The organism is Pseudomonas khavaziana (assembly GCF_036704165.1).
GTDB classification, from domain to species: Bacteria; Pseudomonadota; Gammaproteobacteria; order Pseudomonadales; family Pseudomonadaceae; genus Aquipseudomonas; species Aquipseudomonas khavaziana.
The window spans coordinates 4,617,121-4,631,655 of record NZ_CP129946.1; the positions used below are offsets into that span (position 1 = coordinate 4,617,121).

Genomic DNA, 14,535 nt, shown 5'->3' on the forward strand with positions numbered 1-14,535 from the left:
TGTTTGCCATCCCAAGCCCACGACCTACGGGTCTTTCAGGCACTTACATACCGGCAACTGAAGTTGTGCAATCGCCTTGGATCATGAGGGCCATGCAGGGCACTCGTATGTATTCAAATAAATTTCCTACTAAATTATCGGAAGCGACCTACAGATCTCCGTCAAATTTCAGCGCTAGTTTTAAGCTATTCGCCCGGTGCGACATCTCATCACCCGACCTTAAGTTGTGGAGACTTGCATGATGAATAGCGCAAACGAATGGCAAACAGCACTTCCCGATTTTCTGCTGGAAGCTGAAATGCTGTTGGCCAAGTCTGAAGAATGCCTGAGCCACCTGCACCTGATCCGCAACGACAGCGACGCCATCGACTGCATGAAGGCCAACCTGGCGAAACTGGCTGAAAAAGCCGACGGCCTGGCCTTGCAGGCGATCAGCGAGTTCTCCCGGCATATCCAGTACCTGATCGCCAATGCTGTGAGCCCCGTGCAGTTGCATGACCAGGCACTGGATGCGCTGCATGACTGCCTGACACTGCTGGCCTGGCAACTGGAGCTGATCGACATCCGTACCGGCGAATTGGGCCTGGATGACAGTGAGCAGGTATCGCTGATTGCAACGGTGACCTCGCAGATCCCGCAAAAAGATCATGCCCCTGACTTGCAGTCTCGTTTGCAACAGGGACCGTGAGCCGCAAAGGTCGTATTTAATACCTGAGCTATCTGAAAACGACCGCTTTTGCTCAAACGATGAAACCCACTTAGCCCCCCCCATTTCAGTAGTTGTACAAACTACTCTAATTCATACAACTGGCTATCTTTGAACTCTGGGACTATTGCTCAGGGTGTTGACGTGGCCAATACAACCAATACGGAAAGTGCCAGGCGACCAACGGTAATAGTGGTGGTACTATGCCCCGCTCGAAGTGACTTAACTTCATCATGGATAAATACGATTCGGCAGCGCATTCCCAACAGAGCCCAGTCAACCGCCATGACCGGTCTTCCCGCAGCGAACCCTCATTGGCTCCATCCGCTATGTACGCCAGCCTCAAGTCACTCATCGCAAGGTCCGTGTCGGGCATTCATGCACGTCGCGTAGTCCTCGCCCTGTGCCTGTGCGCAACGCTGGCCAGTCTATGGGCCTACGTGCAGGACGCGCCGCTGCTGTTATTGATCCTGCTGCTCAACCTCGCCACGCTGGTGGTGGTCGGCCTGCAACAGTGGCGCTCGCGCAAAGCCATCAAGTTTGAGCCCCAGGAACTGGCCGACCGCCTGCTGCAAGTCCAGGAAAACGAACGCCACCGTCTCAGCCGCGAACTGCACGACGATATTGGCCAACTGCTGACCGCCGCCAAATTGCAAAGCGAATGGCTGCAACGCCGCCTGCCCCAAGACCTGCAAAACCATTGCTCGGTGCTGTGCAATACACTCAACGAAACCCTGGCCAAGGTGCGCGACGTGTCCGCTATCCTCAACCCTCGCCAGTTGGCAAGCCTGGGCCTGGAAGCCAGCCTGCGTGCGCACCTGCTCAAGGTCTTGGAGAACACCCAGGTGTGCTGGAGCCTGGAGTGCCAGCAACGGCTGACCGGCATCCCCGAAGAAATGGCCGTGGCGGCCTTTCGCATCACCCAGGAAGCCGTCACCAATATGCTTCGCCATGCTCAGGCGCACAATCTGCTGGTGCGCCTGCAACGCCTGCCCGAGGGCTTGTCGCTGATGATCTGCGATGACGGCCGAGGCTTCTCGCCTGCCACCGACCCCGCCCGGGAAGGCCAACGGGGCATGGCAGGCATGGCGGAGCGAACCGATCAGTTGGGGGGCAGCTTGACCGTCAGCAGCCAGCCAGGCAAAGGCACACGCATCGACGCGCTTTTCCCCTGGGCGCCCCGCACCCTCAAACGGGCCAGCGCCCCTAAGGTTCTCGAGTGACCTGCACTTTACTTCTGGTCGATGACCACGCATTGATTCGTGCCGGTGTGCGTGCGCTGATCCTGGATATCCCCGGCTACAGTGTGGTCGGCGAGGCCAGCGATGGTGCGCAACTGCTTGAGCAATTCAGTGCCCTGCAGCCGGACATCGTGTTACTCGACCTGTCGATGAAACATACCGGCGGCCTGGATGCGTTGCAGCAACTCAAAAATGCCTACCCCAAGTGCAAGGTGCTGATCCTGTCGATGCACACCGACCCCGAGCTGATCATGCGTGCGCTGGAGTCTGGCGCCCATGGCTACCTGCTCAAGGACACTACCGCCAGCGAGCTGGAGCATGCCCTGCTGGCCCTGCGTAACAACGAACGCTACCTGAGCCCCGCCATCGCCCATACGGTGATCAACCAGGCGCTGATCCACAGCCAGGGTCAGAGCGCCCCCGTTGCCCACAGCCACAACCTGACGGCGCGGCAGTTGGAAATCCTGCGCCTGATCGTACGCGGCAAGTCCACCCGGGAAATCGCCCACGGCCTGGGGCTGAGCATCAAGACCGTGGAAGCCCATCGCTCGCAGATCATGAAGCGCCTGCAGATTTTCGACGTGGCGGGCCTGGTGCTATTCGCCGTGCGCGAGCAGATCATCAGCCTGGACGACTAACGGCGATCCCAGCGGCAGGTGCACACGCAGGGCCTTGGGCAATGCCTCGAAATGCAGGTCATCGCCTTCCAGCGGCTCACCATCGAGGTTGATATACAAGCCTTGCGCGACCTTGATATTGACCCATGGCAGGCGTGCTCGAACGAACATGGTGTCCAGGCCCCAGCCGTTGTTCATCAACTCACGCAGCGTACCGACCACCTCCTGGGGGGCCGGCAGGATGCTGACGTCGAGCAATCCATCATCGGCCAATGCGCCGGGGCACAGGACATGCCCGCCACCGGCCTGCCGCCCGTTGCCGATACCCAGTGCGAGCAGCTCGCCCTTCCAGTGGAAATCCGGGCCTTCCAGCTCCCCGTAGGCGGCTTTCAATTCACTGAAGCGCGATAAACCGGTGAACAGGTAGGCGGCACCGCCGAGGACTTTCTTCAGGTCTTCGGAGGTGTTGGCCGTGACCTGGCTGCCGAAACCGCCAGTAGCCATGTTCAGGAAGATCTGCCCGCCCACCTGGCCAAGGTCGATTGCCCTGGGTTGAACGTCAAGCAAGGCCAATGCGCCAGCCGGTTCCAACGGCACGCCGGCGGCCTTGGCGAAGTCATTGGCGGTGCCCAGGGGCATCAGCACCAGGCTGGCATCGGTCTTGGCCAGGGCCATGGCCTCGGCCACATCGCGCAGGGTGCCGTCGCCGCCACCGGCGATGATATGGGTATACCCGCCATCCAGTGCTTCGTTGACCAGGCGCTGGGCATCACCACCTTCCCAGGTCACTCGCACCGCCAGTTCCCAACCCTGCTTGCGCCTGGCCAGCACGGCGGCACGCACGTCCTCGTTCAGGGCTTGTTTGCCATGGAGGATCAACAGGGCTTTGGGGGTGGTCATTTGGGGGTATCTCCTGGGTCAGGGTGCTTGAAGGATGTTGACCCTTGGGGAACAGGAAAAGTCTGTGGCTGGAGAAAATTGACTGATGTATGGCGATCAAAAGGTGGGAGGGGGCATACCCTAATGCCAGTCAGTTAAACGTACATCGCCCTCTGTAGGAGCGAGCTTGCTCGCGAGAAACGTTAACGATAACGCGTGCTTTCTGAATGAATGCGGCGCCTGTGAGTTTTTCGCGAGCAAGCTCGCTCCTACAAAAAGCCTTAAATGACTGGCATTAGGGCAAGCCCCCTCCCACCTTGAACCCAGCAAGCCCAGCCCCCATCAGCTCTTGTGCAACTTACTCATCAACTGCGCCTCAGCCTGGGTCAACCCGCAGGACTGCGTCAGCTCATCCACGGTCGCGCCCATGCCCACCAGCTTGGCGGCCTGGGCAAACGACAGGTTCGAAGGATCGCGCTGCTCCAACTGCACCAACTTATCCGGCAATGGCGCAAGAATCGCGCGCAGCTCATGCACTTCATCCCCGACCCGCACGGCACTTTGCTGAAAGTGGTCGACCCGCTTGACCAGTTCCAGGATGCGCCGGTCGCGCACCGCATCGCGTTCGGCCTGTTGCAGGGCCAACTCCCGTTGCTGGCGTACATAGCGCAGCACAAACGCCAAGGTCCCGGCCCATAACAGGGCCAGGACAATCACCGCTGCCTCAAGGAACAATCAGATGCTCTCCAGTTCCGACCATTCTTCTTCGCTCATCATCTTGTCCAGCTCAACCAGAATCAACAGTTCGTTGTTCTTGTTGCACACGCCCTGGATGAACTTGGCCGACTCTTCGTTACCCACGTTCGGCGCGGTTTCCACTTCCGATTGGCGCAGATAGACCACTTCGGCCACGCTGTCGACCATGATCCCGACCACTTGCTTGTCGGCTTCGATAATCACAATGCGCGTATTATCGCTGACTTCGACCGTGTCCAGGCCGAAGCGCTGGCGGGTGTCGATCACGGTCACCACGTTGCCGCGCAGGTTGATGATGCCCAGCACGTAGCTTGGCGCACCCGGCACTGGCGCGATTTCGGTATAGCGCAGCACTTCCTGCACACGCATGACGTTGATGCCGTAGGTTTCGTTGTCCAGTTTGAAGGTAACCCATTGCAGGATCGGATCATCCAAACCTTGTGCGGACGCTGACTTGTTCATCTCTCTGACCCCTTCAAGTGCCGTTCGACACGGCGTATAGGCTGCTCTGACCGCACTCGCGCGCGGACCTTATTGTTCAATCAACTGCGTTTGTTCTGTGGCATCGCCTTGACCGCTCCGCTGGCGATCAACTCGGCCAGTTCAGCGACATCCAGCAAGGCGCACATGTGTTCGATCACGGTGCCCGCCAACCATGGCCGCTGGCCGCGATGGCTGCGCCATTTGATTTCATTCGGGTCCAGGCGCAGCGAGCGGCTGACTTGATGCACTGCCAGCCCCCACTCGTAGCCCTGCACCGAGATCACGTATTGCAAACCCTGGCGGAAGTCGTCGCGGTAGCGGTCGGGCATGACCCAGCGCGCGGTATCCAGCACCTTGAGGTTGCCGGCCTGGCTGGGCAGAATGCCGAGGAACCACTCCGGCTGGCCGAACAGCGGCGTCAGTTCGTGGCCTTCCAACGAATAGATCGAGCCCAGGCACACCAGCGGCACCGCCAGAGTCAACCCGGCGACATCGAACAGCAGGCACTCGAACGGCTCGGCAGCCCATGAAGGGCGACCATCGCCGGTCACCGGCGGCGGCGTGATGCTCGGCGGCAAGTGCACTTCAACCAATGGCTCGACCACCACGGGCGGAACCGGGTCTGGCGTGACCGGCACCACCACAGGTGCAGCCTCGGCAAGTGCATCGCGGGCCTGCTCCTCGAGCACCGCCAGCTGGAATTCATCCAGCGTGCCGGGGGGTTCGACAGCAGGTTCCAGCACCAGAATCGGCTCCGGCAGCTCTTCCTCGGTCGCATCCTGCAGCAAGGCATCCAGGTAGGATTGCAGTGCCAGTTGCGGCCGGGTCTTGAGGTCGACGGGACGGTTCATCACGCCACCTGCGCCACAAGCTGCTGCGACAGCAGATGCTTGAGCAATGCACGATACGCCAGCACTCCACGGCTCTTGCCGTCGAACTGCGATGGCGTGAGCCCGGCGCGGCTGGCGTCACGCAGGCGCGTGTCCACGGGTATATAGCCATTCCAGATCGTCTCCGGGTACGCATCACGCAATACCCGCAGGGTGCCGAGGGACGCCTGGGTACGACGGTCGAACAACGTGGGCACAATGCTGAATGGCAGCGCCTGCTTGCGCGAGCGGTTGATCATCGCCAGGGTGCTCACCATGCGTTCCAGGCCCTTGACCGCCAAATGTTCGGTCTGTACCGGAATCACCAGTTGCTGGCTGGCCGCCAAGGCGTTGACCATCAGCACGCCAAGCAAAGGCGGGCTGTCGATGATTGCGTAGTCGAACTCCTGCCACAGCTGCGCCAGGGTCTTGGCGATCACCAGACCCAGGCCACTTTGCCCCGGCGACTGGCGCTCGAGGGTGGCCAGGGCGGTGCTCGACGGCAACAGCGAAATGTTGTCGTTACTGGTGGGCAGCAACAGTTGCCCAGGCAAATCCGCCGCCACGCTGCCCTTGTGCAGGAACAGGTCATAGCAGCTGTGTTCCAGCGCATCCGGGTCATAGCCGAAATAGCTGGTCATGGAACCGTGGGGGTCCAGGTCGACCACGACCACACGCTTGCCCGCCTCGGCCAGCAAACCGGCTAAGGCGATGGAAGTGGTGGTCTTGCCGACTCCACCCTTTTGATTGGCAACTGCCCAGACTCTCATTCGGTTGGTTCCTCCCGGTGGGCATAGGCGCGACCGAGACATTGCATAAGGTTATTGAGCCGGCGACGGAGAATTGACGTTACTCGATCTGACCGGCGACTTGACTACGGGCGGTGCAGTTTGTGTGCCAGCACGCTTCAACGCCGCATCCGGGGTTGCATTAGCGGTGCCGGTGCCGGTCAGGCTGCGGCGTACATCCAGGTTGCGCGACACCACCAACACCACCCGGCGGTTGCGTGCACGGCCTTCCACCGTGGCGTTATTGGCCACCGGCTGGAATTCACCATAGCCCACCGAAGCCAGGCGCTGGGGGTTGACCCCCTGCATGGCCAGCATGCGCACAATGCTCGACGCTCGGGCGGATGACAGCTCCCAGTTGGTCGGGTACTGCGCGGTGCTGATGGGGAAATTGTCGGTAAAGCCTTCCACGTGGATCGGGTTTTCAAACGGTTTAAGGATCGCCGCCACCTTATCGATGATGGTGAACGCCTGGTCGCTCGGCAATGCATCGGCGCTGGCGAACAACAGGCTGGAGTTCAGCTCGATCTCCACCCACAGCTCGTTGCCGCGTACGGTCATCTGGTTGGAGCTGATCAGGTCGCCAAACGCGGCGCTGATGTCATCGGCGATGCTTTTGAGCGGATCACTGGTGCCACCGACGCCGGCGGCGGTTTCATCGCTGTCGTTGACCAGTGGCTTGGCCGGCGTCACGGTCTTGGGCCGCTCGTCGCCAATGGGAATCGGCTTGAGGGCACGTTCGGTATCGTTGAACACGCCCACCAGCGCCTGGGAAATGATCTTGTATTTGCCTTCGTTGACCGACGAGATGGAGTACATCACCACGAAAAACGCGAACAGCAGGGTGATGAAGTCCGCGTAGGACACCAGCCAGCGTTCATGATTGACATGTTCCTCGGGCTCGCGACGGCGACGGCTCACAGGCTCCCCCCCCCACACACCCACCCCACTGTAGGAGCGAGCTTGCTCGCGAAAGACGTCAATACAGACGCGGGCATTCTGGATGCACGCGGCGCTCTCAGGTTCTTCGCGAGCAAGCTCGCTCCTACGGGGATACGGGTGCTCATGTGCATCAATCCATGAAGCCCTGGAGCTTCAATTCGATGGAGCGCGGGTTCTCGCCCTCGGCAATCGACAGGATGCCTTCGAGCAGCATCTCGCGATAACGCGACTGGCGCATGGCAATCGACTTGAGCTTGCTTGCCACTGGCAGCAGCACCAGGTTGGCACTGGCCACGCCGTAGATGGTGGCGACAAACGCCACGGCGATGCCGCTGCCCAGCTGCGAGGGGTCGGCCAGGTTGCCCATCACGTGGATCAGGCCCATCACCGCACCGATGATGCCGATGGTCGGCGCGTAGCCGCCCATGCTTTCAAAGACTTTGGCGGCGTTGATATCACGGCTTTCCTGGGTGTAGAAATCCACCTCGAGAATGCTGCGGATCGCTTCCGGTTCGGCGCCGTCCACCAGCAATTGCAGGCCTTTGCGTGCGTAGTTGTCGGGTTCGGCATCGGCCACGCCTTCCAGGCCCAGCAGGCCTTCCTTGCGTGCGGTGAGGCTCCAGTTGACCACACGGTCGATGCCGCCTGGCAGGTCGACCCGTGGCGGGAAAATGATCCACACCAGAATCTGCATGGCACGCTTGAACGAGCTCAGCGGCGACTGCAACAGTGCCGCGCCCACGGTGCCGCCGATCACGATCAGCGCCGCCGGGCCATTGGCCAAGGCGCCAAGGTGGCCGCCTTCCAGGTAGTTGCCGCCAATGATGGCGACAAACGCCATGGTGATGCCGATCAGGCTCAAGACATCCATCAGAGGCAGGCCTCCACCAGATGCTTGCCGATGTCGTCCAGGCTATAGACCGCGTCGGCCAGGTCAGCCTTGACGATGGCCATGGGCATGCCATAGATCACGCAACTGGCCTCGTCCTGGGCCCAGATGGTGCTGCCACCCTGCTTGAGCAGGCGTGCGCCTTCACGGCCGTCGGCGCCCATGCCGGTAAGCACCACCGCCAGAACTTTGTCACCGTAGGACTTGGCTGCCGAACCGAAGGTGATATCCACGCACGGTTTGTAGTTCAGGCGCTCGTCGCCCGGCAGGATCTTGATCGCGCCACGGCCATCCACCATCATCTGCTTGCCACCCGGGGCCAGCAGCGCCAGGCCAGGGCGCAGGATGTCACCATCCTCGGCTTCCTTGACGGTGATGCGGCACAACTTGTCCAGGCGCTCGGCAAATGCCTTGGTGAACGCGGCGGGCATGTGCTGCACTAGTACGATCGGCGCCGGGAAGTTGGCCGGCAATTGCGTCAACACCCGCTGCAAGGCCACCGGGCCGCCGGTGGAGGTGCCGATGGCGACCAGTTTGTATGCCTTGCGCTTGGGCGCTGGCGAATGAGCGCTCGGTGCCGCTGCGGTACGTACCGGCGCCACCGCAGGCCGAGCCACGGGCGCAGGCGCCGGGCGTGCAAACGACGAACTCGGCGCAGGCGCTGCGGGCGCGGGCGCAGGTGCAGGTGCAGGTGCAGGTGCGCTGAACAGGCTGCGACGGTTGCTGCGGGAAATGCTGTGCACCTTCTCGCACAGCATCTGCTTGACCTTCTCGGGGTTGCGCGAGATGTCTTCGAAATTCTTCGGCAGGAAGTCCACCGCGCCGGCATCCAGTGCGTCGAGGGTCACTCGCGCGCCTTCGTGAGTCAGCGAGGAAAACATCAATACCGGGGTGGGGCAGCGCTGCATGATATGACGTACGGCCGTGATGCCATCCATCATCGGCATCTCGTAGTCCATGGTGATCACGTCCGGCTTCAAGGCAATAGCTTGATCGATCGCCTCTTTGCCGTTGGTGGCCGTGCCGACCACCTGAATCGTTGGATCGGCGGAAAGAATTTCCGAGACGCGGCGGCGGAAGAAACCCGAATCGTCCACCACCAGGACCTTGACTGCCATAAACACTCCGTTAGGCGGGGCAGGCGTGACCGCCCTGCCCCACCAGAATCAAATACGCCGTGCGGCGTAACGCTTGAGCATGCTCGGAACATCGAGAATCAGCGCGATGCGACCGTCACCGGTGATGGTGGCGCCCGACATGCCCGGGGTTCCCTGCAGCATCTTGCCCAAAGGCTTGATCACCACTTCTTCCTGGCCCACCAACTGGTCGACCACAAAGCCGATGCGCTGGGTGCCCACGGATAGAATCACCACATGGCCTTCGCGCTGTTCTTCATGGGCAGCCGAAGCCACCAGCCAGCGCTTGAGGTAGAACAGCGGCAGCGCCTTGTCGCGCACGATCACCACTTCCTGGCCGTCCACCACGTTGGTGCGCGACAGGTCGAGGTGGAAGATCTCGTTGACGTTGACCAGCGGGAAAGCGAACGCCTGGTTGCCCAGCATCACCATCAGGGTCGGCATGATCGCCAGGGTCAACGGCACCTTGATGACGATCTTGGAACCCTGGCCCTTGGTCGAGTAGATATTGATCGAGCCGTTGAGCTGGCTGATCTTGGTCTTCACCACGTCCATGCCCACGCCACGGCCGGACACGTCGGAGATCTCGGTCTTGGTCGAAAAACCCGGGGCGAAGATCAGGTTGTAGCACTCGGTGTCGGTCAGGCGGTCGGCGGCGTCCTTGTCCATCACGCCGCGCTTGACGGCGATGCCCCGCAGGATGTTCGGGTCCATGCCTTTGCCGTCATCGGTGATCGACAGCAAGATATGGTCGCCTTCCTGCTCCGCCGCCAGGATCACTTTGCCGTTGCGGGACTTGCCCGAGGCTTCGCGTTCTTCCGGGGTTTCGATGCCATGGTCGACGGCGTTGCGCACCAAGTGGACCAGCGGGTCGGCCAGGGCCTCGACCAGGTTCTTGTCGAGGTCGGTTTCTTCGCCCACCAGTTCCAGGTTGATTTCTTTCTTGAGCTGGCGCGCCAGGTCGCGAACCAAGCGCGGGAAACGGCCGAAGACTTTCTTGATCGGCTGCATCCGTGTCTTCATCACGGCGGTCTGCAAGTCAGCGGTGACCACATCGAGGTTCGACACGGCCTTCTGCATGGCTTCGTCGCCGCTGTTCAGGCCCAGGCGCACCAGGCGGTTACGCACCAGCACCAGTTCGCCAACCATGTTCATGATGTCGTCCAGGCGCGCGGTATCCACGCGCACGGTGGTTTCGGCTTCACTGGCGGGCTTTTCCGCCGCCGCCGGTGCCGCTGCGCGCGCAGGTGCCGGGGCGGCCGCTGGGGCCGGGGCTGGCTTGGCGACCGGCGCGGCAGCTTTGGCGGCAACCGGTGCGGCGGCGACCGCAGCCGCGGCAGCCGGGGCTACCTCGGTGAACTTGCCTTTGCCATGCAACTCGTCCAGCAAGGCTTCGAACTCGTGATCGGAGATCAGTCCGTCGCCGGCCGGAGCGGCGGTGCTGGCCGCTGGAGCCGCTGGAGCTGCGGCAGCAGTGGCAGCAGTGGCAGCAGTGGCGGCGACTTCCGGCAGGGCTTCGGCTACAAACGTGCCCTTGCCGTGCAGTTGGTCGAGCAATGCCTCGAATTCATCGTCGGTAATGTCGGTGCTGGCGCTGGCAGCCGGTGCTTCTGGCGCAGCGGGTGTCACGGCATCGGCTGCGAACTGGCCTTTGCCATGCAACTGGTCGAGCAGGGATTCGAATTCTGCGTCGGTAATGTCTTCGCTGGTCGGCGTGGCCACAGGCGCCGCCGGGGCTTCGGCTTCGGCCTTGACCGCATTGAGCGAATCGAGCAGCTGTTCGAACTCGCTGTCGGTCACGTCCGCCTCGGCTTGCACCACAGGTTCCGGCTCAGCTTGTGCTACCGGCGCAGCCGCAGCCGGTTCCGCCAGGCGCGCCAGGGCCGCCAGCAGTTCCGGAGTGGCCGCAGTGATCGGCGCACGTTCGCGCACTTCGCTGAACATGCCGTTGACCGCATCCAGTGCTTCTAGAATCACGTCCATCAGTTCCGAGTCGACCTGCCGCTCACCCTTGCGCAGGATGTCGAACACGTTCTCGGCGATGTGACAGCACTCCACCAGCTCATGGAGCTGGAGGAAGCCGGCGCCCCCTTTTACAGTGTGAAAACCGCGAAAAATTGCATTGAGCAGGTTCGCATCATCCGGTCGGCTTTCCAGCTCGACCAGTTGCTCGGACAGTTGCTCTAGAATTTCGCCGGCCTCTACAAGGAAATCCTGAAGGATTTCTTCATCGGCGCCGAAGCTCATGGGTGTGCTCCTTAGAAGCCTAAACTGGATAACAGGTCATCTACGTCATCCTGACCTGACATAACGTCTTCACGTTTATCGGCATGAATCTGCGGACCTTCACCCTTGGCGAGATGTTTTTGTGGATCTTTTTCCGAGAGGATCGCTTCACGGTCATGCTCGATGCCGGCAAAACGGTCGACTTGGCCGGCCATCAGCACCAATTTGAGCAAGTTGCTTTCCACTTCGGTGACCAACTGGGTCACGCGCTTGATCACCTGGCCGGTGAGGTCCTGGTAATCCTGGGCGAGCAGGATGTCGTTGAGGTTGCTGGCCACCGTGCGGTTTTCCTGCTCGCTGCGCGACAGGAAACCTTCGACCCGACGGGCCAATTCCCGAAACTCTTCAGCCCCCACTTCACGACGCATGAAGCGGCCCCAGTCAACGCTCAAGGCCTGGGCTTCGCTGGCCATGCCATTGACCAACGGCGTGGCGTTTTCCACCAGGTCCATGGTGCGGTTGGCCGCCGCCTCGGTCAGCCTGACCACATAGGACAGGCGTTCGGTGGCGTCGGTGATTTGCGAAATCTCTTCGGCCTGGGGCATGCGCGGGTCAATCTGGAAATTGACGATCGCACTGTGCAGCTCGCGTGTGAGCTTGCCCACTTCCTGATACAGGCCGCGATCACGGGTCTGGTTAAGCTCATGGATCAACTGCACCGCATCGGCGAACTGGCCTTTTTCCAGGCTGTCGACCAAGCGGTGAGCATGTTTTTTCAGGGTCGACTCGAAGTCGGCCTGCGATGATTCGTTATGCTCCATAGCTCCCCCGTGGCAGCATCAATGACCGATGCGTTCGAAGATTTTTTCAATCTTCTCTTTCAAAGCCAGTGCAGTGAATGGCTTGACCACGTAACCGTTGACCCCGGCTTGGGCGGCTTCGATGATCTGTTCACGCTTGGCTTCAGCGGTCACCATCAACACAGGCAGGCTGCGCAGTTTTTCATCGGCACGTACATGGCGCAGCAGATCGATACCGGTCATGCCCGGCATGTTCCAGTCGGTTACCAGAAAATCGATGCTGCCGCTGTTGAGGATCGGAATCGCCGTGATGCCGTCATCCGCCTCGACCGTGTTGGTGAACCCAAGGTCACGCAACAGGTTTTTTATGATCCGCCGCATCGTTGAGAAGTCATCAACGATGAGGATTTTCATGTTCTTGTCCAATTCGACCTCCAAGCAGTCTTAAACGCGCCCAGCACCTGGACGCGCCATTTCAATCAACAGGCGTTACACAAAAAGGACTGCCGGGGGCACCACGGGCCAAACCCGCGAAGGCCTATCACCTTCGCGGTATCGCGTTGCAGTGTCCCCACACTGCCTGTCAGCGCGCGCGCCACTCTCCCAACCGCCCCCGCAAGCGGGCCGCGCACTGGCTGTGCAACTGGCTGACACGCGACTCACTGACCCCCAGGACCTCACCGATTTCCTTGAGGTTCAGCTCTTCGTCGTAGTACAGCGCCAGCACCAGCCGCTCACGTTCCGGCAAGTTGGCAATCGCATCGGCCAGCGCGCCCTGGAAACGTTCGTCTTCCAGGTCGCGCGAAGGCTCCATGTGCGTACTCGCGCCGTCCTCGTGCAGCCCTTCGTGTTCGCCGTCCTGCAAGAGGTCGTCGAAACTGAACAGGCGGCTGCCCAAGGTATCGTTCAAAATCCCGTAATAATCGTCGAGACTCAATTGGAGTTCGGCCGCAACCTCATGATCTTTAGCGTCACGACCGGTTTTTGCTTCAATTGCACGAATTGCATCACTGACCATGCGCGTATTGCGGTGTACCGAACGCGGCGCCCAATCCCCTTTACGCACTTCATCGAGCATCGCGCCACGGATGCGGATGCCCGCATACGTCTCGAAACTCGCACCCTTGCTCGCGTCGTATTTGGTCGACACTTCGAGCAGGCCGATCATGCCGGCCTGGATCAGGTCCTCGACCTGCACACTGGCCGGCAGGCGCGCCAACAAGTGATAGGCAATGCGCTTGACCAGGGGCGCGTAACGCTCGATCAGTTCGCCCTGGCTGTCACGTGCCGACTTTTTGTAAAGGTTGTAGCCGCTGGATGTCATAGCACCGGTCCTGCGCTCGTCTGATGCACCAAACGCTCGACGAAAAATTCCAGATGCCCCCGGGGGTTGGCGGGCAATGGCCAGGTATCGACCTTCTGGGCAATGGCCTTGAACGCCAGTGCGCACTTGGAACGAGGGAACGCTTCGTAGACCGCACGCTGCTTTTGCACGGCCTTGCGCACACACTCGTCATAGGGAACTGCGCCGACGTATTGTAAAGCCACATCGAGGAAGCGGTCCGTGACCTTGGTCAACTTGGCGAACAGGTTGCGCCCTTCCTGCGGGCTTTGGGCCATGTTGGCCAGCACGCGGAAGCGGTTCATGCCGTAGTCACGATTAAGCAGTTTGATCAACGCGTAGGCGTCGGTGATCGAAGTGGGTTCGTCGCACACCACCAGCAGCACTTCTTGCGCGGCGCGCACAAAACTGACCACCGACTCGCCGATCCCGGCGGCAGTGTCGATCACCAGCACGTCGAGGTTGTCGCCGATATCGCTGAAGGCCTGGATCAGCCCGGCATGCTGCGCGGGGCTCAGGTGCACCATGCTCTGGGTGCCCGAGGCCGCCGGCACGATGCGGATGCCACCGGGGCCCTGGAGCAGCACATCGCGCAGCTCACAGCGGCCCTCGATCACATCGGCAAGGGTGTGTTTGGGTGTCAGCCCCAGCAGAACGTCCACGTTCGCCAAGCCCAGGTCAGCATCCAGCAGCATGACGCGACGGCCAAGCTCTGCCAGGGCCAGGGACAAATTCACTGACACGTTAGTTTTGCCGACGCCACCTTTGCCGCCGGTCACCGCGATCACCTGTACGGGATGCATGCTGCCCATTTTATTTCTTTACCTTGTCTTGCTTAGACGCAGGCTACATGGCTTGGCC

16 protein-coding genes are annotated in these 14,535 nt (G+C 60.9%); 3 read left to right on the plus strand and 13 right to left on the minus strand.

Features of this window, described 5'->3' with window-relative positions; all coding sequences use genetic code 11:
- Nucleotides 1-238: 238 nt before the first annotated feature.
- From QYQ93_RS20450 to QYQ93_RS20460, 3 genes are all read left to right on the plus strand, one after another.
- A complete protein-coding gene (locus QYQ93_RS20450; protein WP_200893594.1) occupies nucleotides 239-688 on the plus strand; it encodes a hypothetical protein in 450 nt (149 codons plus the stop codon).
- 347 nt (nucleotides 689-1,035) lie between these two features.
- Nucleotides 1,036-1,929 (plus strand): sensor histidine kinase, encoded by an 894-nt coding sequence (locus QYQ93_RS20455; protein ID WP_043051084.1) that lies wholly within the window; start codon nucleotides 1,036-1,038, stop codon nucleotides 1,927-1,929.
- The gene (locus tag QYQ93_RS20460) at nucleotides 1,926-2,585 is read left to right on the plus strand and encodes a response regulator transcription factor (protein ID WP_043051085.1); all 660 of its coding nucleotides are present in this window, start codon (nucleotides 1,926-1,928) and stop codon (nucleotides 2,583-2,585) included. The genes QYQ93_RS20455 and QYQ93_RS20460 overlap by 4 nt, the downstream gene beginning before the upstream one ends.
- Here QYQ93_RS20460 and yegS read toward each other — a convergent pair.
- The 13 genes from yegS to fleN all read right to left on the minus strand — a co-directional run bounded on the left by yegS (nucleotide 2,544) and on the right by fleN (nucleotide 14,486).
- Nucleotides 2,544-3,464 carry a lipid kinase YegS gene (gene yegS, locus QYQ93_RS20465; protein WP_043051086.1) on the minus strand — a complete coding sequence of 307 codons (921 nt, stop codon included), beginning with the start codon at nucleotides 3,462-3,464 and terminating at the stop codon, nucleotides 2,544-2,546. The two genes, QYQ93_RS20460 and yegS, sit on opposite strands and share 42 nt — an antisense overlap.
- Nucleotides 3,465-3,785: 321 nt before the next feature.
- Nucleotides 3,786-4,178, minus strand: coding sequence for a DUF2802 domain-containing protein (locus QYQ93_RS20470; protein WP_046071807.1), 393 nt, complete (start codon nucleotides 4,176-4,178; stop codon nucleotides 3,786-3,788).
- Nucleotides 4,179-4,661, minus strand: a complete 483-nt coding sequence (locus QYQ93_RS20475) for a chemotaxis protein CheW (protein ID WP_005790025.1) — start codon at nucleotides 4,659-4,661, stop codon at nucleotides 4,179-4,181.
- Between the two features lie 80 nt (nucleotides 4,662-4,741).
- The gene (locus tag QYQ93_RS20480; RefSeq protein WP_043051088.1) at nucleotides 4,742-5,533 is read right to left on the minus strand and encodes a CheW domain-containing protein; all 792 of its coding nucleotides are present in this window, start codon (nucleotides 5,531-5,533) and stop codon (nucleotides 4,742-4,744) included.
- The gene (locus QYQ93_RS20485) at nucleotides 5,533-6,321 is read right to left on the minus strand and encodes a ParA family protein (RefSeq protein WP_043051089.1); all 789 of its coding nucleotides are present in this window, start codon (nucleotides 6,319-6,321) and stop codon (nucleotides 5,533-5,535) included. The genes QYQ93_RS20480 and QYQ93_RS20485 overlap by 1 nt, the downstream gene beginning before the upstream one ends.
- Nucleotides 6,322-6,372: 51 nt before the next feature.
- Nucleotides 6,373-7,260, minus strand: coding sequence for a flagellar motor protein MotD (motD, locus tag QYQ93_RS20490; RefSeq protein ID WP_043051090.1), 888 nt, complete (start codon nucleotides 7,258-7,260; stop codon nucleotides 6,373-6,375).
- A gap of 151 nt (nucleotides 7,261-7,411) precedes the next feature.
- Nucleotides 7,412-8,152: a flagellar motor protein gene (locus QYQ93_RS20495; RefSeq protein WP_043051091.1), complete on the minus strand. Its 741-nt coding sequence runs from the start codon at nucleotides 8,150-8,152 to the stop codon at nucleotides 7,412-7,414.
- Nucleotides 8,152-9,288: a chemotaxis response regulator protein-glutamate methylesterase gene (locus QYQ93_RS20500; RefSeq protein WP_338475373.1), complete on the minus strand. Its 1,137-nt coding sequence runs from the start codon at nucleotides 9,286-9,288 to the stop codon at nucleotides 8,152-8,154. Before QYQ93_RS20500 ends, QYQ93_RS20495 begins: the two co-directional genes overlap by 1 nt.
- 48 nt (nucleotides 9,289-9,336) lie before the next feature.
- The gene (locus tag QYQ93_RS20505) at nucleotides 9,337-11,553 is read right to left on the minus strand and encodes a chemotaxis protein CheA (RefSeq protein WP_338475374.1); all 2,217 of its coding nucleotides are present in this window, start codon (nucleotides 11,551-11,553) and stop codon (nucleotides 9,337-9,339) included.
- 11 nt (nucleotides 11,554-11,564) lie between these two features.
- The gene (locus tag QYQ93_RS20510; RefSeq protein ID WP_043049702.1) at nucleotides 11,565-12,353 is read right to left on the minus strand and encodes a protein phosphatase CheZ; all 789 of its coding nucleotides are present in this window, start codon (nucleotides 12,351-12,353) and stop codon (nucleotides 11,565-11,567) included.
- A gap of 18 nt (nucleotides 12,354-12,371) precedes the next feature.
- Entirely contained in the window at nucleotides 12,372-12,746 is a 375-nt protein-coding gene (locus QYQ93_RS20515; RefSeq protein ID WP_005790040.1) for a chemotaxis response regulator CheY, read from the minus strand.
- A gap of 169 nt (nucleotides 12,747-12,915) precedes the next feature.
- Nucleotides 12,916-13,656: an RNA polymerase sigma factor FliA gene (gene fliA, locus QYQ93_RS20520; protein ID WP_043049701.1), complete on the minus strand. Its 741-nt coding sequence runs from the start codon at nucleotides 13,654-13,656 to the stop codon at nucleotides 12,916-12,918.
- A complete protein-coding gene (gene fleN, locus QYQ93_RS20525; RefSeq protein ID WP_003192912.1) occupies nucleotides 13,653-14,486 on the minus strand; it encodes a flagellar synthesis regulator FleN in 834 nt (277 codons plus the stop codon). The genes fliA and fleN overlap by 4 nt, the downstream gene beginning before the upstream one ends.
- Nucleotides 14,487-14,535 lie beyond the last annotated feature (49 nt).

Bases quoted from the DNA above. Each gene is read 5' to 3' on its own strand.
- QYQ93_RS20450 (WP_200893594.1), top strand. From the start codon at position 239: ATGATGAATAGCGCAAACGAATGGCAAACAGCACTTCCCGATTTTCTG.
- QYQ93_RS20455 (WP_043051084.1), top strand. From the start codon at position 1,036: ATGTACGCCAGCCTCAAGTCACTCATCGCAAGGTCCGTGTCGGGCATT.
- yegS (WP_043051086.1), bottom strand. From the start codon at position 3,464: ATGACCACCCCCAAAGCCCTGTTGATCCTCCATGGCAAACAAGCCCTG.
- QYQ93_RS20475 (WP_005790025.1), bottom strand. From the start codon at position 4,661: ATGAACAAGTCAGCGTCCGCACAAGGTTTGGATGATCCGATCCTGCAA.
- QYQ93_RS20480 (WP_043051088.1), bottom strand. From the start codon at position 5,533: ATGAACCGTCCCGTCGACCTCAAGACCCGGCCGCAACTGGCACTGCAA.
- QYQ93_RS20485 (WP_043051089.1), bottom strand. From the start codon at position 6,321: ATGAGAGTCTGGGCAGTTGCCAATCAAAAGGGTGGAGTCGGCAAGACC.
- QYQ93_RS20495 (WP_043051091.1), bottom strand. From the start codon at position 8,152: ATGGATGTCTTGAGCCTGATCGGCATCACCATGGCGTTTGTCGCCATC.
- QYQ93_RS20500 (WP_338475373.1), bottom strand. From the start codon at position 9,288: ATGGCAGTCAAGGTCCTGGTGGTGGACGATTCGGGTTTCTTCCGCCGC.
- QYQ93_RS20505 (WP_338475374.1), bottom strand. From the start codon at position 11,553: ATGAGCTTCGGCGCCGATGAAGAAATCCTTCAGGATTTCCTTGTAGAG.
- QYQ93_RS20510 (WP_043049702.1), bottom strand. From the start codon at position 12,353: ATGGAGCATAACGAATCATCGCAGGCCGACTTCGAGTCGACCCTGAAA.
- QYQ93_RS20515 (WP_005790040.1), bottom strand. From the start codon at position 12,746: ATGAAAATCCTCATCGTTGATGACTTCTCAACGATGCGGCGGATCATA.
- fliA (WP_043049701.1), bottom strand. From the start codon at position 13,656: ATGACATCCAGCGGCTACAACCTTTACAAAAAGTCGGCACGTGACAGC.
- fleN (WP_003192912.1), bottom strand. From the start codon at position 14,486: ATGGGCAGCATGCATCCCGTACAGGTGATCGCGGTGACCGGCGGCAAA.